Consider the following 19440-nt stretch of genomic DNA (forward strand, 5'->3'; position numbering starts at 1 on the left):
GCGGGCGGTCCGCCGGAGGGCGTGGATCGTTCCGGTTGGTGTGCTCGGCCGGCACCGTCCCGGACAGGGTGCCCGGACGCGTGGAGCCGCGTGCCGGGGAGGGGGAGCCGCCCCGGGGTGCGCCGGGCGGCGGATGTCCGCCCCGCCCCGGTGGGCGGTCCGCCCGGAGGACCCGCGAACCCTCGGGTCGGCGTACCCCGCCGGCACCCTCCCGGTGCGCCCCGGCGGGCGGGTGCCCGGACGCGCGGGGGACGGGCGCCCCCGGCTCACCCGGCCGGACGGCCCCTACGCGTCGGAGACCGAGTCGAAATCCACCTCGTCCCGTGCGATCCCGCGCTCGTCCGCGTCCACGGAACGGCGCAGTGCCTCATGGAGCTTCGCCGGGGTGAGGACCCCCGCGAAGTGCGCCCCGTCCACCACCGCCACCCACCCCGCGTCGTACTGGAGCATCTCGCTGAACGCCTTCTTCAGCGGTGCCCCGAGCGGGACCCAGGCGTCCATCCGCCGGGCGAGGTCGGCCACCGTGCCCTGTTCGCCGGCGATGGTCAGGGCGTCCGCCGACACCCAGCCGTGCAGATCGCCGTCCGGGTCCAGGACCACCGCCCAGCGGGCGCCCTCCGCGCGCATCCGGGCCGCCGCCGCGCCGGCCGGCTCGTCCAGGCGGGCCACCGGCGGCTGTTCCAGGTCGTCCTCCTCGATGGTGGTGACGGAGAGCCGCTTCAATCCCCGGTCCGCGCCCACGAACCGCGCCACATACGGCGTCGCGGGCGCGCCGAGCACGGCGGCCGGGGTGTCGAACTGCTCGATGCGGCCCTGCCCGTACACCGCGATGCGGTCGCCGAGGCGCACGGCCTCCTCGATGTCGTGGGTGACGAAGAGGATGGTTTTGCGGACCTGGGACTGGAGCTTGAGGAATTCGTTCTGGAGGCGTTCGCGCACGACCGGGTCGACCGCGCCGAAGGGCTCGTCCATCAGCAGTACGGGCGGATCGGCGGCGAGCGCCCGGGCCACCCCGACGCGCTGGCGCTGGCCGCCGGAGAGCTGGGCCGGATAGCGGGATCCGTACACCGACGGATCGAGCCCGACCAGATCCAGCAGCTCGGCCGCGCGCTCCCGGGCCCGCGCCTTCCGCCAGCCGATGAGCGCGGGCACGGTCGCGGTGTTGTCCAGGACCGTGCGGTGCGGAAAGAGGCCGACCTGCTGGATCACATAGCCGATACGGCGGCGCAGTTTCACCGGATCGACCCCGGCGATGTCCTCGCCGTCCACGAGAATGCGCCCGGAGGTGGGCTCGATCAGCCGGTTGACCATCATCATGGTGGTCGTCTTGCCGCAGCCGGACGGACCCACCAGCGTGACCAGTTCACCCTCGGCGACCTCGAAGGACAGATCGTCGACGGCGGTCGTGCCGTCCGGATAGACCTTGCCGACCTGCTCGAACCGGATCATGCGGCCCACGGTAGGAGGAGTGCCGCCCCCGCGCACACGGACCGCGACCGTACGAGTCGGCCGCGCACCGGCCGGCGGTACCGCCCGCATCACCCGTGGGGAGCAATTCTTGTCATGAGCCTTGTCAGTTGCACGGGGTGACTGCTTCCATCGTTAGGAAAGTTTCCTTCCAATCCCGGTCCCCACATCACCAGGAATCAGGGAGACACCTTGACACCCTCATGGAACCGGCTGCGTTCGCTCGGCGGCGCCGGTGCGGTCGCCGCCCTGCTCATCGGCCTGATGACCGCCCCCGCGGCCCCCGCGGCCCCCGCGGCCGGCCGGCCCGCCGCTCCCGCCGTCCCGGCCGGGCACGCCGGGAACACCGGCACCGCCAAGGCCCCCACCCCCGTCGACGCCAACGGCCGCCTCACGGTCTGCGGCACCAGGCTCTGCAACCAGCGCGGCAAACCCGTCCAGCTGCGCGGCATGTCCACCCACGGCATCCAGTGGTACCCGCAGTGCGTCACCGGCGGCTCGCTCGACGCCCTCGCCAGGGACTGGAACGCGGACGTCCTGCGCATCTCCATGTACATCCAGGAAGGCGGCTACGAGACCAATCCGCGCAAATTCACCGACCAGGTCCACGCGCTCATCGAGCAGGCCAGTGCCCGCGGGATGTACGCCATCGTCGACTGGCACATGCTCAGCCCCGGCGACCCCCACCACAACCTCGCCCGCGCCAAGACCTTCTTCACGGAGATCGCCAAGCGCCACGCCGGCAAGCGGAATCTGCTCTACGAGATCGCCAACGAACCCAGCGGCGTCTCCTGGTCCCGGATCAAGAGCTACGCCGAGCAGCTGATCCCGGTCATCCGCGCACAGGACCGGAACAGCCCCGTCCTGGTCGGGACCCGCGCCTGGTCCTCCCTCGGGGTGTCGGAGGGGGCCGGTGAGACCGAGATCGTCAACAACCCGGTCAACGCCTCCAACATCATGTACACCTTCCACTTCTACGCCCTCTCGCACCGCGAGGAGTATCTGAACACCCTCGCCCGCGCGGCCGCCCGGCTCCCCGTCTTCGTCACCGAGTTCGGCACCCAGAACTACGCCGGCGAGGGCGACAACGACTTCGCCATGGCCCAGCGGTATCTCGACCTGATGGCGGAGAAGAAGATCAGCTGGGTCAACTGGAACTTCTCCGACGACCACCGCACCGGCGCCGTCTTCAAGGAGGGCACCTGCAACAGCAACGGTCCCTGGACCGGTACCGCACCGCTGAAGCAGGCCGGAGTCTGGATCCGCGACCGGATCAGGACCCCGGACAGCTTCCCGGCCCACTGACCCGCCGGACGCCCCGCGCACCCTCCGCACCCGTTCGGCGACCCGCGCCCGCCCCCGGTCCCACCCGTGTGATCCCATGGGCGGGCGCGACCGCACCGAACAGGAGTACCGTGACCAGCTACCGCCAGCCCGGAGTCGTCCTCACCGACCGCACCTTCACCGTCCCGCTCGACCACGCCGACCCCGGCGGCGAGCGGATCGAGCTCTACGGACGCGAGGTCGCCGCGACCGGCCGCGCCGGTGAGGAGCTTCCCTGGCTGGTCTATCTGGAGGGCGGCCCCGGCTGCGGCGCCCGCCGCTTCTCCGGCAGGCAGGCATGGCTCGAGCGCGCCGTCCGCGAGTACCGCGTACTCCTCCTCGACCAGCGCGGCACCGGCCTCTCCACCCCGCGCAACCGCCAGACCCTCACCGCTGTCGGCGGGCCCGATGCCCAGGCCGCCCACCTCACCCACTTCCGCGCCGACAGCATCGTCCGCGACTGCGAGCTCATCCGCCGGCAGCTCACCGGGGGAGAGCCCTGGTCCGTACTCGGCCAGAGCTTCGGCGGATTCTGCGCCACCCACTACCTCTCCACCGCGCCCGAGGGACTGCGCGAGGTCTTCATCACCGGCGGTCTGCCCTCGCTCGACGGGCACGCCGACGATGTCTACCGCGCCGCCTACCCCCGCATGCGCCGCAAGAACGAGGCCCACTACCGCCGCTACCCCCAGGACGTGGAGCGGGCCCGGCGCGTCGCGGCCCACCTCGCCGAGCACCCCGCGGTGCTGCCCACCGGATACCGGCTCACCCCCGAGGCGTTCCAGTCGCTCGGCATCCTCCTCGGCGGCGGCGACGGCAGCCACCAGCTCCACTACCTCCTGGAGGACGCCTTCATCCGGGTGGGCGGCCGCCATGAGCTCTCCGACGCCTTCCTGGAGGCGGCCCACGCCGCGCTCTCCTTCGCCGCGCGCCCCCTCTACGCCGTCCTCCACGAGGCGATCTACGGACAGGACGCCCGCCCGACCGCCTGGGCCGCCGAACGCGTACGCGCCGAATTCCCGCACTTCGACGCCGCCGCCGCGCTCGACGGGGGCGCGCCGCTGCTCTTCACCGGGGAGACCGTCCACCCCTGGCACTTCACCGCCGACCCCGCGCTGCGCCCGCTGCGCGAGACGGCCGAAATCCTCGCCGCCCACACCGGCTGGACCCCGCTGTACGACACCGCGCGGCTCGCCGCCAACGAGGTGCCCGTCGCCGCCGCCGTCTACCACGACGACCTGTACGTCGACACCGCGCACTCGCTGGCCACCGCCCGCTCCATCCGGGGACTGCGCACCTGGGTCACCGACGAGTACGAGCACGACGGGGTGCGCGCGAGCGGGACGCGGGTCCTCGACCGGCTGATCGCCCTCGTGCGCGACGAGGTCTGACCGCACCGCGCGGAGCACCGCCCGGCGGGGCGGGGGCGGTGCTCCGGGCCGCCCGCGCCGTAGAGTTCCGTCATGACCGACCCCATGAACGAGGCACAGCTGGAGCCCATGCCCGGCGACTGGCGGCGGGCGCTCGCCGTCGTCGCCCACCCCGACGACCTGGAGTACGGCTGCGCCGCGGCCATCGCGGGCTGGACCGACGACGGGCGGGAGATCGCCTATCTCCTCGCGACCCGGGGCGAGGCCGGCATCGACACCATCGCCCCCGCGGACTGCGCCCCCCTGCGCGAGCGCGAGCAGCGGGCGAGCGCCGCCGTCGTGGGTGTGTCCACCGTGGAGTTCCTGGACCACCGGGACGGGGTCGTCGAATACGGCACCGGGCTGCGCCGGGACATCGCCGCGGCCATCCGCCGGCACCGGCCCGAGCTGGTCATCACCCTCAACCACCGGGACACCTGGGGCGGCACCGTCTGGAACACCCCCGATCACCGGGCCGTCGGCCGCGCGACCCTGGACGCGGCGGCGGACGCGGGCAACCGCTGGATCTTCCCCGAGCTGATCTCCGAGCAGGGTCTCGAACCATGGGACGGGGTCCGCTGGGTCGCCGTCGCCGGATCCACCTCACCCACGCATGCCGTGGACGCCACGGCGGGTCTGGAGCGCTCGGTCCGCTCGCTGATGGAACACCGCAGCTATATCGAGGCGCTGACGGAGCAGGACCCGGAGAGCTACTGCCGCTCCTTCCTCCTCGGCAGCGCCGAGGCGGCGGGCGCCCGCTTCGGCGGCAGGCCCGCCGTCACCTTCGAGCTGTTCTCCCGCTGACCGGCCGACCCGCCGACCCGCCGACCCGCTGACCGGCTTACCCGCCGACCCGCCGTCCGGGGGCCACGGGCCCTCCGGGCGGCGCGGTCACCGCGGGGTTCGGACAAGGCGCGGTCACCTCGGGGCACAGGTACGGCGCGGTTCCAGGCCGGAAAGGAAGAGCCGCCGCTCCTCCGCCACCGGATCGAGGGCCAGCGCCCCGCACAACTGCCGCTCCGTGCGCTCGGGATCGGTGTTCCACAGCCGCACCGTCCCGTCGTTGCCCGCCGAGGCGAGCAGCCCCCCGTCCGGGCTGAACGCCAGGGTGCGCACCTGCCCCTGATGACCGGTGAGGGTGGCCAGCGGGGTGCGCCGCCCGGTGTCCCAGAGCACCACCGAGGAGTCGGCCGTGGCGGTGGCCAGCGTCCGGCCGTCCGGCGAGAAGGCGACGGCGTACGTCCGTCCGCCGGTCAGCACGGCCCGCTGCCTCCCGCTGCGCACATCCCACAGCCGCACGGTCTGATCGCGGCTCGCGGTGGCCAGGGTCCGGCCGTCGGGCGAGAAGGCCACCGATGTCACCCCGGCGGCGTGACCGGCCGGGGACACCGCCGGCACCCGCCGCCGGACGTCCCACACCGTCACCCTCCCGCTCCGGCTCGCGCCGGCGATCAGCCGGCCGTCCGGGCTGAAGGCGACGGCCGCGACACCGTGGGCAGTCGGACGCCCGGGGCCGAGGACGGCCCGCCGGGTCCCGCGGACCGGATCCCACAGAACGATCCCGATGTCCCCGCCCGCCGCCAGGGTGCGCCCGTCGGGGCTGAAGGCGGCATCGGCGAGGCGCCCGGTGCCGGCCCGGAGCCGCATCGGCGGACCGGACCGGCCCACGGACCACAGCAGCACGGCACCGTCACCGGGCCGCGACCGGTGCGTCCGCGCCGCGGCCGGTATCCGCTCCACCCCGAGCACCGCCGCCAGCGTCCGTCCGTCCGGGCTGAAGGCCACCGATCGCACCGGCCCGGCACCGCCCGGCAGCGTCGCGCGCCGCTCCCGGCGTGCCACGTCCCACAGCGCGCCGTCCCGGTCGTGGCCCGCGGTGGCCACCGTGGTGCCGTCCGGACTGAAGGCGATCCGGTTCACCAGGCTGCGGTGACCGGCCAGCGGCGTCTGGGCCGTGTTCCACAGCGTGATCCGCCCGGTCTCCCCGGCCACGGCCAGCAGCGGTGACCGCCGGTGGAAGCCGAGGCCGTGCACATTCCCGCCGTGTCCGGTGAGGGTGGCCCTGCGGGTGCGGTGCGGCGCGTCCCAGAGGATCACCGTCCCGTCGTGGCCCCCGGAGGCCAGCGTGCGCCCGTCCGGGCCGAAGGCCACCGAGCGCACCTCCGCCCGGTGTCCGTCGAGCAGGGCGGTCCCGACGCCGCGGCGCGTGTCCCAGAGCCGGACGGTGTGGTCCCGGCCCCCGCTGGCGAGCGTGCGCCCGTCGGAGGCGAAGGCGACCGTGTGGACGGGGCGGGCGTGCCCGGTCAGACGGGCGAGGAGGCGGCCGGTCGCCGTGTTCCAGAGGCGTACGGTCCGGTCGTCCCCGCCGGTGGCCAGCAGCCGCCCGTCCGGGCTGAAGGCCAGCGTCCGCACCGCGCCGCTGTGCGCGTTCAGAGCGAGCCGCACCCCGGAGGCCGCCGCGCCCCGGCCCGGACTCTCCCGGAACAGCACCTTCCCTTCGGTGTCCGCCGAGGCCAGCAGCCGGCCGTCCGGAGTGAAGCCGACCGCAGCGACCTCTCCCCGGTGCCCGCCGAAGACCCCCACCGCGGCCCGGCGGGCGGTGTCCCACACCACCACCCGGCGGTCGTCGCCACCGGTGGCGATCAGCCGGCCGTCCGGACTGAAGGCCACCGTCCGCAGCCGGGTGCGGTGCGCGGTGAGCGCGGCCAGCCGGGTGCGCTCACCGGTGTCCCACAGGGTGAGCGTCCGGTCCCCGCCGGCGCCGGCGAGCAGTCCGCCCGGCCCGAAGGCCATCGCGGACACCGGCCCCCGGTGGCCCGGGAGTTCGGCCACGTGGGCGCGGCGCGCGGACATGCTCAGCAGCGCCCCGCGCGCCTCACGGGTCCGCGCCGTCCGGTACGCCTCCACACTCAGCAGCATCGCCGTGCTCGGCCGGGCGTCGGCCAGGGCGAGGGCCTGCGAGGCCAGTTGGCGCGAGAGCGCCTCCCGCTGGGCGACGACCGCCTGTTCCCGCTGCTGGAACAGGGCCACGCCGCCGCCCGTGACCAGCATCAGCAGGACCGCCAGGGTCGCCGAGAGCCGGCGCTGCCTGCGGTCGCGCCCGCGCGCCGCGAGGCGTTCGGAGTCCCGCAGCGCGGCACTGGCGTGGAGGAAGTCCCGCTCCACCGGGTTGAGATCGCGGACATTGCCGTTGCGCTCCGCCCACTCGCGGGCGACGGCGAGCCGGGTGCCCCGGTACAGGGCCCCCTCGTCCCGGTCCAGCTCGGCCCAGGCGGTGGCCGCCTCGGTCAGCCGCCGGTGCACGCCGAGTCCCTCCCGGTCCTCGGCGATCCAGCCGCGCAGCCGGGGCCAGGCGGTGATCAGCGCCTCGTGGGCGAGATCGACCGTGTCGCCGTCGAGGGTGACCAGCCGGGCCCGGGTGAGGTGTTCCAGCGCGGTGCCGGCCTCCGGGGAGCCGTCCGCCGCCAGCTCCGCCCGGTGCGCGGGCCGCCTGGTGTCCTGGGCGCCCCGGCCGGGGCTGATGAGACGGAGCAGGATGCGGCGGGCATGCGCGGCCCGGGCGGGACCGAAGGAGGCCCAGGCGCGTTCGGCGGTGTCGGCGACGGCGCCGTGGACACCGCCGACGGCCTCGTAGGCGGCGAGGGTGAGGGTGCGTCCGCGGCGGCGGCGCCAGATCTCCAGCAGGGCGTGGGACATCAGCGGCAGCGCGCCGGGCTCACCCGCGGTCTCCCCGACGATCCGGGCGGTCAGCTCCCGCTCGACGATCAGCCCGGCGGACCTGGCCGGGCCGACGACGGCCTGGCGCAGCTCGGCCGGGGTCATCGGGCCGACCGGCAGATGCGCCTCGCGCAGGATCCCGATCAGGTCCGGGTGCTCGGTGCAGTGACCGTAGAAGTCCGCGCGCACGGCCGCGACGACCCGCAGCCCGCTCCCCGGCTCCCGGGCCGCCGTCAGCATCCCCAGGAACCGTGCCCGCTCCGCCGGGTCCCGGCAGAGGGTGAAGACCTCCTCGAACTGGTCCACGATCACCACCGTGTCGCCGGCCGGCTCCGCCCCCGGCCCGGTTCCGGCGCGCGGGACGAGGGCGCGGGCATGGGTGGCGGCGGGCCGGGGACCGGGGGTGAGCACCCGGACCGCGCCGCAGGGCGGGCCGCCGCCCCCGGGCGTGCGGAGCAGGGGGATCAGCCCGGCCCGCAGCAGTGAGGACTTGCCGCAGCCGGAGGCGCCGGTGAGGATCACGAAACGGTGGGCCGTGAGCAGGGCGCCGAGGCGGTCGATGAGCTGGTCGCGGCCGAAGAACAGACTCCGGTCGCCGGTCTCGTAGCGGGCCAGCCCCCGGTACGGGGAGTTCGCCCCGTCGCCCTCGTCCGGCGCCCGTCCGGCCGGTTCCAGGGCCGCGCGGTCCGCCCGGTGCCACCGGGCCGCCCACTCGTCCGGGTCGCCCCCGCACGCCCTCGCGTAGGCCAGGGTGACCGGCAGCGAGGGAAGCTGCCTCCCCGCCGCGGCCGAGGCCAGGGTGCTCACCGAGTAGCCCGCGAGCCGGGCCATCCGGCGGTAGGTCATTCCGCCCGCGGCCGAGCGCAGTCCGCGCAGATCCCGGGCGAACCGCGCCACCGGTCCCGCCTCCGGATCCAGCGGCCGTTCCCGGCGTCCCGCCATCAGCCCGCCCTCCGCTCACGGCACAGCGGCGCGCGAGTTCCCGCGCCGTGCCCCATCCGACACCGGGCGGCGCGGCCGGGCCAAGACATTGTCCGGACAGCTCGGATCCGGGTTTCCGGACAAAGCCGGGCCCGCTGGAATCTGTTGCGGACAGCGGGCCGCGGTCACTTCGCGACGGCGCTCCGGGGTCCCGGAAGTTCTCCTCATCCGATGTGAACGGAGACATCATCGTGCGATCGCGCACTCTCCTCACCGGCGCCGCCCTGGGCGCCGCACTGCTCGCCGGAGGGGTCGCCGCCCCCGCGCGGGCGGCCCCCGCCGCCTCGCCGGCCGAGGTTCCCGCCGCGGCACCGGACCGGGGACCCGCCCTGGTGCTCGCGGGGTGGACCACGGCCCTGAGGGCGGGCGACCCGGTCAGGGAATGCCCCAGCTCGGCCTGTCGCGTGCTCTGGCGCACCGCGCAGTCGGGGCAGCAGCTCCACTGGTACCACCGCGAGCACAACAGCGCGGGCAATCTCTGGTACGCGCTCGACAGTCCCCGCCATGGCTGGATCTTCTGCGGGAACGTGGCCGCGCCCTGCTGACCGGTGTGAACCGCGCGGTTCCGCGGCGCTGAAGCGCCGCGAGTCCGGACGAGGGCCCCCGCGCGGGCCGGTCGCACGGCACCCGTCCCGCCCCCCACCCGCACGGGGACGGGTGACCGGGCTCCCGGGGGATCCCCCCCGGGAGCCCATCGCCGTGTCCCCGCCCTCAGGCCCGGAGCAGCAGGGTGACGAAGCCGAGCGTGCCCCGGTAGCCGTGCAGCCAGGCGTCCCGGTGCTCTCTCGCCGCCCGCAGCGCCTCGGCGCTCTCGGGATGCGCGGAGTTGTCCAGCCCCCAGCGCGCCAGTGTGCCGGTCCAGGACCACTCGTAGTCGTCCCACTCGGCGAGGCTGCTGACATGGGCGTGCACCGGGGTCCAGCCGTCCGCCGTGATCCGGTCGACGGTCACCGCGAGACTCTCGTACTCATCGGCGGTGAATCCTGCGGCAAGGGTCCTCGCGTCCGGCTCCCGCTCCCAGAAGCCCTCGCCGATCAGCACCGATCCGCCCGGCGCGAGATGCGCGCGGGCCGCGGCCAGGGAGGGCAGCAGCCCGCCGAAGGCATGGGTGGAGCCGACACAGAGCACCAGATCGAAGGGGTGTGAGGGGGCGAAGTCCCGGGCGTCCCCGGCGTACAGGGCGATCTGGTCGTCGAGACCGTTCGCGGCTATCACCTCGCGGGAGCGGTCGATCGTCGCCGTGTCGATGTCGATCCCGACGGCCCGGAGCGCGGGCCGGTCCCGCGCGGCCCGTTTCAGCCAGGTCCCCTCCCCGCAGCCGAGGTCGAGCAGCCGTTCGTCCCCCCGGGGCAGCGCGCGGTCGAGGAGTCCGGCCACCGAGGCGTCGGCGAGCGGGGCGGCGATGGGGTGGTCACCATGGGCGATGGCGCTGATCGTCTGTCGGTCCATGCCCCGAATCCTGCCCTTCTCGCTCGCGGCCGTCGCCCGGAATTCCGGCCGTCGTGGCTTTCGGCCCGCCCGCCTGTCGCCGGCCCGCACGCCCGCCGCCGCCGGACGGCCCGCATGCGGGCGAGGAGGAGTGTGTCCAAGGGCACGGCGGTGCGGGAGCGACCGCCGGAATGAGCCGGGAACACCCCGCCCATCTCCCTCCCGCGCGGGCCAAGTCGGCCGGGACCGGGCCCTGTTCCCCCGGCGTCCGCGAGGCGGTCCCGGCCGGAATCGCCGGCATTCCCGCACCCCGGGGACCGCTCCCCACCCGCCCCGGCCCCCTTCCATGTATCAGGCACCCTTTACGTGATGTTTAATGCAATCGGTTTATTGCCAACGATTCGCAAGAACTGCTGATCTTCCGTAGGGGTGTGGAACCGTGTCTGCCCGACCGATCCGAGCGAAGCGACCGACTCGTCCGATACGCGGGCTGGCCGCCGTCGCCACGGCAGTCGCCCTGACCGCCGGCGCCGCCGCCTGCTCCAACCCGGCCGGCTCGGCCGCGGGCGGCAAGGGGGACGGCGAGTCGGCGGTCGTCGGCATCGCCTACGAGCCCGAGAGCCTCAGCCCACTCCTCGGTTTCGGCAAGGACGGCAACTCCAAGATCTTCGACGGGCTCCTCGCCCTCGGCCGGGACATGAAGCTGAAGCCGGCCCTCGCCGCCGCCCTCCCCGAGATCAGCGCCGACGGCCTCACCTACACCTACAAGCTCCGCCGGGGGGTGAAGTTCAGCGACGGGAAGCCCTTCGGAGCCAAGGACGTCGTCTTCACCTACCGGACCATCCTGGACCCGAAGACCAACAACGCCTCCAAGTCCGAACTCGACGCCGTCGAGGACGTCCGCGCGACCGGCGACGACACCGTGGTCTTCACCCTGAAGTACCCCTACGCGCCCTTCGCCCAGCGCACCGTCCTCCCCATCGCCCCCGAGCACATCGCCGGGAAGCAGGACGTCAACACCGGCCGCTTCACCACCGCGCCGGTCGGCACCGGACCGTACATCCTCACCAACTGGTCCAAGGGCGAGAAGATCCAGTTCAAGGCCAACCCCGGCTACTGGGACGGCGCGCCCGCCGTGAAGAAGTTCACCATGGCGATCATCAAGGACGACGATGTGCGCGCCACCCGGCTCCGCGCCGGAGACCTCGACGGCGCGATCCTGCCGCCCAACCTCGCCAAGGGCTTCGCGGGCGACAAGGCGAAGCGCACCCACGCCGCCACCACCTACGACTACCGGACCGTGACCCTGCCGACCGGCAACAAGGTCGCCGGCGACACCGCCATCCGGCAGGCCCTCGACATCGCCGTCGACCGGCGGACCATGGTCGACAAGATCCTCGAAGGGGCCGGAAAGCCCGCCCACGGCCCGGTGCCCACCGGCAGCGAGTGGTTCACCGAGGGCACCGAGCGCACCTTCGACCCCGGGAAGGCGAAGAAGATCCTCGACGCCGCCGGCTGGAAGCCCGGCGGCGACGGCATCCGGGCCAAGGACGGCGTCCGCGCCGCGTTCCCGCTCTGGTACCTCTCCGGCGACAAGCTCCGCCAGGAGCACGCCCTCGCCTACGCCTCCGACGCCAAGAAGGCCGGCATCGACATCAGGACCCAGGCCGGCACCTGGGAGGTCATCGAGCCCCGGATGAAGCACGACGCCGTCCTCGCCGGCGGCGGCGCCCCCGGCGACCCCGACTTCGACCAGTACCTCCTGCTCACCTCCTCCCTCGCCGGGGACGGCTTCAACAACATGGCCTGGTACGACAACCCCGTCGTCGACAAGGCACTCCGGGACGGCCGCGAGAGCGGCGAGAAGGCCGTCCGCAAGGCCGCGTACGACACCGTCCAGCGTGAACTGGTCAAGAACCCCGGCTACACCTTCCTCACCCACATCGACCACCTCTATGTCGTCAACGACAACTGGGACGGCCTCTCCACCCAGATCGAGCCGCACGACCACGGACTCGCCTCCGGCCCCTGGTGGAACGTGGAGAAGTGGACGCCCAAGGGCAAGCGGAAGTGACCCTCGGACCCACCCGGAAGGAGACCGCGCCCCCTCCGGCGCGCGGTCTCCCCTGGGGACAGATGGGACGCATGGCGGGCCGGCGGCTCCTCTTCGCCGCGCCCGTCCTGCTCGTGGTCACCTTCGGTGTCTTCGCCGTCGCCGAGGCGTCCCCCTTCGACCCCGTCAAGGCGTACACCGGCACCGCCGGACTCACCGCCTCCCAGGAGAGCCTGGACCAGATCCGCGCCAACCTCGGTGTCGACCAGCCGGTGACCACCCGCTGGTGGAACTGGCTCACCGCCGCCCTGACGGGCGACTTCGGCGACTCCGCCACCATGCGCAGGCCCGTCGCCGAGGTCATCGCCGAACGCCTCGGCTGGTCCGTCCTGCTCGCCGTCACCGCGTTCGCCGTCGCCGTGCTGCTCGGCACCGCGCTCGGAGTGCTCGCCGCCCGCCGCCGGGGCGGCCCGCTCGACCGGATCGCCGGCTCCGCCGCCTACACCCTGGAAGCCGCCCCCGCCTTCTGGCTCGGCCTCCTCGCCATCTGGTTCTTCGCCGTCGAACTGCGCGTACTGCCCTCCGGCGGACTCACCGACACCGCCAGCGAGATCGTCACCCCCGGCCAGGTCGCCACCCATCTGATCCTGCCCGCCGCCGTCCTCGGCATCTCCCAGCTGCCCTGGTTCTTCCTCTACGTGCGCCAGGGAGTCGGCGACGCCCTGGACGAGGACCCGGTGCGCGGCGCCCGCGCGCGCGGCCTGAGCGAGACCACCGTCCTGCTCGGACACGCGCTCCGCTCCGGAATGCTGCCGATGCTCACCCTCATCGGCTCCCGGGTCCCCGAGCTGATCACCGGCGCGCTGCTGGTCGAGACCGTCTTCAGCTGGCCCGGCATCGCCGCCGCCACCGTGGAGTCCGCCACCGCCGCCGACTTCCCGCTGCTGGCCGCGCTCACCGTCCTCGCCACCGCCGCCGTCCTGCTCGGCAATCTCCTCTCCGATCTGCTGTACGGACTCGCCGACCCGAGAGTGGGCTTCGATGGCTGACCCCCGGCCCGTGAAAGCCGAAACCCGGACCGCGAAGGCCGAAACCCGGACCGCCAAGACCGAAAGGCGAACCGCGAAGGCCGCGGCCGGGACAGCGGAGGCGGCGACCCGCCCCGGGACGGCCGGCTCCCCGGCCTGGCGCTCCCGGGGCCGCACCCGGCGCTCCACCCGTTCCGTCCGTGTCTCGGTCTCCGCCGTGATCGTGGCCGCCGTGGTGCTCGCCGTCCTCGTCATGCCGCCCGTCGTCCAGCTCGACGAACAGGCCGTCGACCTCTCCCGGAAGCTGCTGCCGCCGTCCTGGGAACACCCCTTCGGCACCGACGACGTCGGCCGCGACCTGCTGCTCCGCTGTGTCTACGGACTGCGGGTCTCCCTCCTCGTCGGCCTGGTCGCGGCGCTCGCCGCCACCGTGGTCGGCACCCTGGTCGGAGCCGCCGCCGCGGCCTTCGGCGGCTGGACCGACCGGATCGTCATGCGCCTGGTCGACACCTTCGCCTCCGTACCGCATCTGCTGCTCGGCATCTTCATCGTGGCGATGTTCCGCCCCGGGGTGTGGCCCGTGGTCGCCTCCGTCGCCCTCACCCACTGGCTCTCCACCGCCCGTATCGTCCGCTCCGAGGTGCTCTCGCTGCGCTCCCGGCCGTTCATCGACGCGGCGATCTCCGGCGGCGCCTCCCGGGCACGGGTCATCGGCCGCCATCTGCTGCCGGGCGTACTGCCCCAGGCGGGCCTCGCGGCGGTCCTGATGGTGCCGCACGCGATGTGGCACGAGTCCGCGCTCTCCTTCCTCGGCCTCGGACTCCCCTCCCACCAGGCCAGCCTCGGCAATCTGGTGCAGACCGCGCGCGGTTCGCTGCTCGCCGGCGACTGGTGGCCCACCCTCTTCCCCGGCCTCTTCCTGATCATCCCGACCCTCGCCATCGCGGGCCTCGCGGGCGCCTGGCGGGAGCGGATCAACCCCCGCCGCCGATCGGAGCTGATGCTGTGACCGAGCCCCGCCCCGGCACCCGTGCCGCGGTCCTGACGGTCCGGGATCTCTCGGTACGGTTCCGGATGCGCGGCGGACGCCATGTCGCCGCTGTCACCGGAGCCTCGTTCGACCTGGCGGCGGGGGAGTGCCTGGCCCTCGTCGGCGAGAGCGGCTGCGGCAAATCCGTCCTCGCCTCCGCGCTCCTCGGCCTCCTCCCCGGCAACGCGCAGACCTCGGGCACCGCCCATGTCGACGGCATCGACCTGCTCGCCGCCGACGAGCGCACCCTCGCCCGCACCGTACGGGGACGGCGGGTCGGCCTCGTACCGCAGAGCCCCGCCGCCCATCTCACCCCTGTGCGGACCGTGGGCGCGCAGCTCGCGGAGACCCTGCGCGCCCTCACCGGGACACCCCGCCGGGAGACGGCCGCCGCCACCGTCGCCGCGGCCGGGCGGGCCGCCTTCCCCGCCGACCACCTCGACCGCTATCCGCACGAACTCTCCGGCGGACTCGCCCAGCGCGCCGCCACCGCGCTCGCCCTCATCGGCGACGCACCGCTTCTCCTCGCGGACGAACCCACCACCGGGCTCGACCGCGACCTCGTCGACCGCACCGCCGACGAACTCCGCCGCCACACCGACGAGGGCCGCGCCCTGCTGATGATCACCCACGATCTGGCGGCGGCCGAGCGGATCGCCGACCGGGTCGCCGTGATGTACGCGGGCCGGATCGTCGAGCTCACCGGAGCCCGGCCCTTCTTCGGCGAGCCGGGCCCGCGCCACCCGTACGCCCGGGGGCTCCTCGCGGCCCTCCCCGAACGCGACTTCACCCCCATCCCCGGCCTCCCCCCGGAGCTGGGGAACCTCCCGGCCGGGTGTGCCTTCGCCGCCCGCTGCGACCTGGTGTCCGAACGCTGCGGAACCCGCCCCGCCCTCCTCTCCGGAGTGGCCTGCCACCACCCGCCGGCCGCCCCCGGCGACCGGACCGGCAACGATGCCTGAGCCCCGCCGGATCCCGGAGCACCCGCCCGGCTCCCCGGTCCCGCACCCCTGTGCTCCGCACTCCCGTGCTCCGTACTCCCGTGCTCCGCGCAACCGCCAGGACGGCCCGCATGCTTGAACTCCAGGAGATCACCGCGGGGTACGACCCGCGCCGGCCGGTGGTGCGCGATGTCTCGCTCACCCTCGCCCCCGGCGAGTCGACCGGCCTCCTCGGCCCGAGCGGCTGTGGAAAGTCCACCCTGGCGAGGGTCGCGGCCCTGCTCCACCGCCCCTACGCGGGCCGTGTCGTCATCGACGGCGAACCCGCCCGGGGCTGGCGCCACACCGCCCCCCGCGCCCAGCGCACCGCGATCGGCGTCGTCTTCCAGCAGCCCAGACTCTCCGCCGACCCGCGCCTCCCCCTCCGCGACCTGATCGCGGAACCCCTCCGCGCCACGGGCCGCCGCGCGGAGGCGGCCGCCCGGACCCTGGAACTGGCCGACACCGTGGGCCTCACCGGGGACCTGCTGACCCGCCGCCCGCACGAGGTCAGCGACGGCCAGCTCCAGCGCGCCTGCCTGGCCCGCGCGCTGGTGCTCCGCCCGCGCTGGCTGATCTGCGACGAGATGACGGCGATGCTGGACGCGTCGACCACGGCCGCGCTGGTCGCCGCCGTGGAACACTACCGCCGCCAGGAGGGCGCCGGCCTGCTGGCCGTGGGCCACGACCGGGTCCTCCTGGAACGCTGGTGCGACCACACCGTGAACTGGCCCCCACCACCCCGCGCCGGAGATTAGCTCCTCCGCCGATCCCGGCTCTGCCGCCATCGCCCCATCCGGACCCTGTCGGGCTCGGCGGGTGCTGCGGCCCCGCCGGGTGCGGGACGGCTTCGGCGGCGATCTCAGCCCCCGCCGGCGTTTGAGGCGCGGGGTCCGGGGCGGAGTCCCGCAAGGGGCCGCGGCCTCGGGCGCGTTGAGGCCGGCGCGGCCGAGTCCGGCTCCTGGCGAGGGGCCGAGCCGCCGGGTCCCCGCGAGCGGGCCCCGCCGGCGACCTCGTGCCGGCCGGATCCGGCCGGCCGCGCGCCAACGCCCGCGACGGGCCCGCGACAAAGCACGCAGCGGCCGCGCGAACGGCGCACGGACCCGCACCCGGCATCAATCACCCGTACGGCGGGCACGCCAGTCAGCCGTTCGGGACCTCCGCTGCGCCAGACTACGGCCGAATGCCGCAAATCCGGCGCGGCGAAGGAGGTTGGCGATGGTCATTTCAATTTCGGTGGTGCTGCTGCTGGTGGTACTGGCGGTGATCTTCATGAAGAACGGCGGGCTGAAGTTCTCCCACGGCCTGGTCTGTCTCCTGCTGGGATTCTTCCTCGCCGGCACCAGCATGGCGCCCTCCATCCATGAGGGAGTGGCGGCCACCGCCGAGGTCGTCAGCGGTCTCCACCCCTGACCGGGGCTCCTCGGTCCGCCCGCCCGGCGGACGGTTCCACCCCCTGCCGCGCGGGGTCCTCCACCAGATGGGAGCGGATCAGGAACCGCACTCCTTCCGGCGCCTCCAGCGAGAAACCGCTGCCGCGGCCCTCGACCACATCGACCACGAGCCGGGTATGGCTCCACAGCTCGTACTGACTGCGCGACATCCAGAAGGAGATGTCCTCGGGCACCCCCGCCACCCGCAGCTCCTGGAGCAGGATGTCGGACCGGCCCGTACGGAACTCGCCCCGCGGGTAGCACATGGGCGCGCTGCCGTCGCAGCAGCCTCCCGACTGGTGGAACATCAGCGGACCGTGGAGTGCCCGCAGCCGGCGCAGGAGGTCGGCGGCTGCCGGGGTCAGTTCCACACACGGAGAATCTGCCATCTCCCCAGCAGAGCACCGGCCGGGTTGCGACACCGTTGCAACGCGCCGCGACGCCGGGCCGGCGGACCCGCGCGGGGCGGAACGCGCCTCGTTCCGTCCGGTGAGAGCCATCCCGCTCCGGCCCGGCGGAATCCGTGCCGCCGATTCGCGTACGGTGTTGCCCGCCGCCCGCTCGCACCGATGTGACCGCGGAGTGGCCGAGGAGTCCGTTTTTCTCTGGCGTTTCCCGGGATCCCGGGTCATGACGATGGGATGGAACCATGCCTCTTGAGGGAGAGTACGCGCCGAGTCCCCAGCAGTGGGTACGCGATCAGGTGGACCTCTACGAGAGCTCCGGCGGCACCGAGGGCACGACCATGGCGGGCATGCCCGTCGTCATCATGACCACTCGGGGCGGCCGGAGCGGTCTGCTCCGCAAGACCCCGCTGATGCGGGTGGAGCACGACGGCCGGTACGCCGCGGTCGCCTCCTCCGGCGGAGCGCCCAAGCACCCCGTCTGGTACCACAATCTGGTCGCCGACCCCCGGGTCGAGCTCCAGGACGGCCCCGGGCGCCAGGACATGCGGGCGCGCGAGGTGAGCGGCGCGGAGCGCGAGGAGTGGTGGACGCGCGCGGTCGCCGCCTTCTCCGGCTACGACGGGTACGCGAAGAACACCGACCGCACGATCCCCGTCTTCGTGCTGGAGCCGGTGCCGGAAGGGCACTGACCGCGGGGCCATCGCCGCGCCGGGGCGGGCGCTGGAGCCTCCCCGCCGAGTGTCCGCCCGGCCGGCCGGAACCGTGCGCATGACCGCCCCCCGCCCCGCCGCCGAGGCTGTCCGGCCGTGCGCGTGCACCCGGACCGGCTGCTTCACCGCTCGTCCATGAGTACGTTTCCCCGGCGGCCCGGCCCCGGCCCGGCCGGCCCGCCCCGGTGAAGGGCTTTTCGCCGCCGGACGGGCGGCGACGCTGTCAAAGAGGCCCGGCGGAAGGGGAGTTGTTGGCATCCGTGTGACGCGTGGGGAAACATGGATGATCAACCCCGTGCGATCGGCGCGGGGAAGGCACGAGGAGACCCCCCATGAGCGCGGAGCAGCCGCAGCCGCAGGCCGACCAGATCGACACCACGACACCGCATTCGGCGCGGGTGTGGAACTTCTGGCTCGGCGGCAAGGACAACTACGCCGTCGACCAGGCGCTGGGTTCACAACTCGCCCGCTCGTTCCCGCAGATCATCGAGATCGCCCGGGCCTCCCGCGCCTTCCAGACGCGAGCCGTGCGCCATCTCGCCGGGGAGGCGGGCATACGGCAGTTCCTCGATCTCGGCACCGGGCTGCCCACCGCCAACGCGACCCATGAGGTGGCGCAGCGCGCCGCTCCCGACGCGCGCATCGTCTATGTGGACAACGATCCGATCGTCCTGGCCCACGCCCGCGCCCTCCTGGTCGGCCACCCCGCCGGGGAGACGAACTACGTCCACGCCGACCTCACCGACCCCGCGGCCGTGCTCCGCGAGGCCGCCCGCACGCTCGATCTGAACCGGCCCGTGGCCGTGATGCTGCTCTCCACGCTCGGCCATGTCACCGACGACGGCGGGGCGGCGGCCCTGGTCCGGGGCTATCTGGACGCGCTTCCCGCCGGGAGCTGTCTCATTCTCTGCGACACCGTCGAGACCCCGGAATCCCGTGCCGCGTCCGACGAATGGGCCGAGGGCGGTGCCCTGCCCTATGTCTCACGGCCGGCCGGGACCGTGCTGTCCTTCGCCGCCGGACTCGATCTGATCGAACCGGGTTTCGGCCCGATCAGCCTGTGGCGGCCCGACGGCCCGGTCCCCGCCGAGCCGGTGGAACAGTGGGGCTTCGTGGCGGTCAAGCCCTAGGCCGCAAGAGACGGCCTGGCTTCCGGACGCGTTCCGGCCGCTTGGGGTTGCTCCGGGGCGTGAATTCCCGTGCACAGATGAAAGGGGGATCGGGAATGCGCCAATTGAAGTCGTATCCCTCATTTTTCTGGCGGAAAACAAACAGAATATGAGCGATTGGTGAAGGCGGCGGCGGGGCTCTCCCATGGACGCGGCATTGTGGTGAAGACGCGGCCGGCGGGCTCCGAGTTCACTGCTTGACAAGGTGTTTCCTTTGTTGATGAGTTGTTCCCGCATGCCCATGCGCAGGGCATGCGGAAGCACGTCCAGTCACCACAGTTGGGAGAAAACTTGTTCTTCCGCAC

At 73.7% G+C, this 19440-nt stretch carries 16 protein-coding genes; 12 read left to right on the forward strand and 4 right to left on the reverse strand.

Annotated elements, in window-relative coordinates; all coding sequences use genetic code 11:
- Positions 1-285 precede the first annotated feature (285 nt).
- Entirely contained in the window at positions 286-1449 is a 1164-nt protein-coding gene (locus AAFN69_RS13090; RefSeq protein WP_347728612.1) for a betaine/proline/choline family ABC transporter ATP-binding protein, read from the reverse strand.
- A 282-nt stretch (positions 1450-1731) separates the two neighbouring features.
- Here AAFN69_RS13090 and AAFN69_RS13095 point away from each other — a divergent pair, with 282 nt between their 5' ends.
- The 3 genes from AAFN69_RS13095 to AAFN69_RS13105 all read left to right on the forward strand — a co-directional run bounded on the left by AAFN69_RS13095 (position 1732) and on the right by AAFN69_RS13105 (position 5003).
- The gene (locus AAFN69_RS13095) at positions 1732-2772 is read left to right on the forward strand and encodes a glycoside hydrolase family 5 protein (RefSeq protein ID WP_347728907.1); all 1041 of its coding nucleotides are present in this window, start codon (positions 1732-1734) and stop codon (positions 2770-2772) included.
- 110 nt (positions 2773-2882) lie between these two features.
- A complete protein-coding gene (locus AAFN69_RS13100) occupies positions 2883-4181 on the forward strand; it encodes an alpha/beta fold hydrolase (protein WP_347728613.1) in 1299 nt (432 codons plus the stop codon).
- A 72-nt stretch (positions 4182-4253) separates the two neighbouring features.
- Complete coding sequence (locus AAFN69_RS13105; protein ID WP_347728614.1) at positions 4254-5003, forward strand: PIG-L deacetylase family protein; 750 nt, start codon at positions 4254-4256, stop codon at positions 5001-5003.
- A gap of 114 nt (positions 5004-5117) precedes the next feature.
- Here the strand turns inward: AAFN69_RS13105 and AAFN69_RS13110 are convergent, their stop codons facing one another.
- Positions 5118-8858, reverse strand: coding sequence for a hypothetical protein (locus tag AAFN69_RS13110; RefSeq protein ID WP_347728615.1), 3741 nt, complete (start codon positions 8856-8858; stop codon positions 5118-5120).
- A 230-nt stretch (positions 8859-9088) separates the two neighbouring features.
- Between AAFN69_RS13110 and AAFN69_RS13115 the strand changes: the two genes are divergently transcribed.
- Positions 9089-9442, forward strand: coding sequence for a hypothetical protein (locus AAFN69_RS13115; RefSeq protein ID WP_347728616.1), 354 nt, complete (start codon positions 9089-9091; stop codon positions 9440-9442).
- Between the two features lie 166 nt (positions 9443-9608).
- Here the strand turns inward: AAFN69_RS13115 and AAFN69_RS13120 are convergent, their stop codons facing one another.
- On the reverse strand, positions 9609-10346 hold the full coding sequence (locus AAFN69_RS13120) for a class I SAM-dependent methyltransferase (protein ID WP_347728617.1): 738 nt from the start codon (positions 10344-10346) through the stop codon (positions 9609-9611).
- 460 nt (positions 10347-10806) lie between these two features.
- Here AAFN69_RS13120 and AAFN69_RS13125 point away from each other — a divergent pair, with 460 nt between their 5' ends.
- From AAFN69_RS13125 to AAFN69_RS13150, 6 genes are all read left to right on the forward strand, one after another.
- A complete protein-coding gene (locus AAFN69_RS13125; RefSeq protein ID WP_347728908.1) occupies positions 10807-12399 on the forward strand; it encodes an ABC transporter substrate-binding protein in 1593 nt (530 codons plus the stop codon).
- Positions 12400-12461: 62 nt separating this feature from the next.
- Complete coding sequence (locus AAFN69_RS13130; RefSeq protein WP_347728909.1) at positions 12462-13427, forward strand: ABC transporter permease; 966 nt, start codon at positions 12462-12464, stop codon at positions 13425-13427.
- Between the two features lie 10 nt (positions 13428-13437).
- Positions 13438-14415, forward strand: coding sequence for an ABC transporter permease (locus tag AAFN69_RS13135; RefSeq protein WP_347728618.1), 978 nt, complete (start codon positions 13438-13440; stop codon positions 14413-14415).
- 65 nt (positions 14416-14480) lie between these two features.
- Positions 14481-15398 carry an ABC transporter ATP-binding protein gene (locus AAFN69_RS13140; RefSeq protein WP_347728910.1) on the forward strand — a complete coding sequence of 306 codons (918 nt, stop codon included), beginning with the start codon at positions 14481-14483 and terminating at the stop codon, positions 15396-15398.
- A 110-nt stretch (positions 15399-15508) separates the two neighbouring features.
- Positions 15509-16174 (forward strand): ATP-binding cassette domain-containing protein, encoded by a 666-nt coding sequence (locus AAFN69_RS13145; protein WP_347728619.1) that lies wholly within the window; start codon positions 15509-15511, stop codon positions 16172-16174.
- Positions 16175-16634: 460 nt separating this feature from the next.
- Complete coding sequence (locus AAFN69_RS13150) at positions 16635-16829, forward strand: hypothetical protein (RefSeq protein ID WP_347728620.1); 195 nt, start codon at positions 16635-16637, stop codon at positions 16827-16829.
- Here AAFN69_RS13150 and AAFN69_RS13155 read toward each other — a convergent pair.
- Complete coding sequence (locus tag AAFN69_RS13155; protein ID WP_347728621.1) at positions 16810-17238, reverse strand: DUF779 domain-containing protein; 429 nt, start codon at positions 17236-17238, stop codon at positions 16810-16812. The two genes, AAFN69_RS13150 and AAFN69_RS13155, sit on opposite strands and share 20 nt — an antisense overlap.
- A gap of 260 nt (positions 17239-17498) precedes the next feature.
- Here AAFN69_RS13155 and AAFN69_RS13160 point away from each other — a divergent pair, with 260 nt between their 5' ends.
- Positions 17499-17945, forward strand: coding sequence for a nitroreductase family deazaflavin-dependent oxidoreductase (locus AAFN69_RS13160; RefSeq protein ID WP_347728622.1), 447 nt, complete (start codon positions 17499-17501; stop codon positions 17943-17945).
- A gap of 353 nt (positions 17946-18298) precedes the next feature.
- Positions 18299-19096, forward strand: a complete 798-nt coding sequence (locus tag AAFN69_RS13165; protein WP_347728623.1) for an SAM-dependent methyltransferase — start codon at positions 18299-18301, stop codon at positions 19094-19096.
- Positions 19097-19440 lie beyond the last annotated feature (344 nt).

Origin of the sequence: Streptomyces sp. CAU 1734, assembly GCF_039888735.1 — a bacterium.
In the GTDB taxonomy this organism is placed as follows: domain Bacteria; phylum Actinomycetota; class Actinomycetes; order Streptomycetales; family Streptomycetaceae; genus Streptomyces.

Excerpts from the sequence above, each read along its gene's own strand:
- AAFN69_RS13090 (WP_347728612.1), bottom strand. The coding sequence starts at position 1,449 with ATGATCCGGTTCGAGCAGGTCGGCAAGGTCTATCCGGACGGCACGACC.
- AAFN69_RS13095 (WP_347728907.1), top strand. The coding sequence starts at position 1,732 with ATGACCGCCCCCGCGGCCCCCGCGGCCCCCGCGGCCGGCCGGCCCGCC.
- AAFN69_RS13105 (WP_347728614.1), top strand. The coding sequence starts at position 4,254 with ATGACCGACCCCATGAACGAGGCACAGCTGGAGCCCATGCCCGGCGAC.
- AAFN69_RS13110 (WP_347728615.1), bottom strand. The coding sequence starts at position 8,858 with ATGGCGGGACGCCGGGAACGGCCGCTGGATCCGGAGGCGGGACCGGTG.
- AAFN69_RS13120 (WP_347728617.1), bottom strand. The coding sequence starts at position 10,346 with ATGGACCGACAGACGATCAGCGCCATCGCCCATGGTGACCACCCCATC.
- AAFN69_RS13130 (WP_347728909.1), top strand. The coding sequence starts at position 12,462 with ATGGGACGCATGGCGGGCCGGCGGCTCCTCTTCGCCGCGCCCGTCCTG.
- AAFN69_RS13140 (WP_347728910.1), top strand. The coding sequence starts at position 14,481 with ATGCGCGGCGGACGCCATGTCGCCGCTGTCACCGGAGCCTCGTTCGAC.
- AAFN69_RS13145 (WP_347728619.1), top strand. The coding sequence starts at position 15,509 with ATGCTTGAACTCCAGGAGATCACCGCGGGGTACGACCCGCGCCGGCCG.
- AAFN69_RS13150 (WP_347728620.1), top strand. The coding sequence starts at position 16,635 with ATGGTCATTTCAATTTCGGTGGTGCTGCTGCTGGTGGTACTGGCGGTG.
- AAFN69_RS13155 (WP_347728621.1), bottom strand. The coding sequence starts at position 17,238 with ATGGCAGATTCTCCGTGTGTGGAACTGACCCCGGCAGCCGCCGACCTC.
- AAFN69_RS13160 (WP_347728622.1), top strand. The coding sequence starts at position 17,499 with ATGCCTCTTGAGGGAGAGTACGCGCCGAGTCCCCAGCAGTGGGTACGC.
- AAFN69_RS13165 (WP_347728623.1), top strand. The coding sequence starts at position 18,299 with ATGAGCGCGGAGCAGCCGCAGCCGCAGGCCGACCAGATCGACACCACG.